Source organism: Chryseobacterium sp. SIMBA_028 (assembly GCF_046535285.1).
Lineage (GTDB): Bacteria > Bacteroidota > Bacteroidia > Flavobacteriales > Weeksellaceae > Chryseobacterium.
The window spans coordinates 1-257 of record NZ_JAWRWZ010000504.1; the positions used below are offsets into that span (position 1 = coordinate 1).

A 257-nucleotide genomic window follows, 5' to 3' on the forward strand; every position below is an offset into this window, starting at 1 on the left:
GTAGCGGGAGAAGGTAGAATTTCAGGGAAAATTGTAGATGAAGTTGGAAACCCGGTAGTGGGAGCACAGATTACAGTGGCAGGAAAGACTGTAGTAACGGATAATAATGGTGATTTTGTGGTGGATTTGCCTTCCGGAGTATATGTTTTGATGATAAAAGCTACAAAATTCAACAGTTTACGGGTAGAAAAGCTGTCAGTACGTACTCATGAAACAAATATGATTTCATTTGCGTTAAAGCCCGCTTCAGATAAAAT

The 257-nt window shown here is 39.3% G+C and carries 1 protein-coding gene; it reads left to right on the forward strand.

Annotated elements, in window-relative coordinates; all coding sequences use genetic code 11:
- A partial coding sequence (locus tag SCA31_RS24280; protein ID WP_410699541.1) for a carboxypeptidase-like regulatory domain-containing protein occupies nucleotides 1–257 on the forward strand: 257 nt, incomplete at both ends.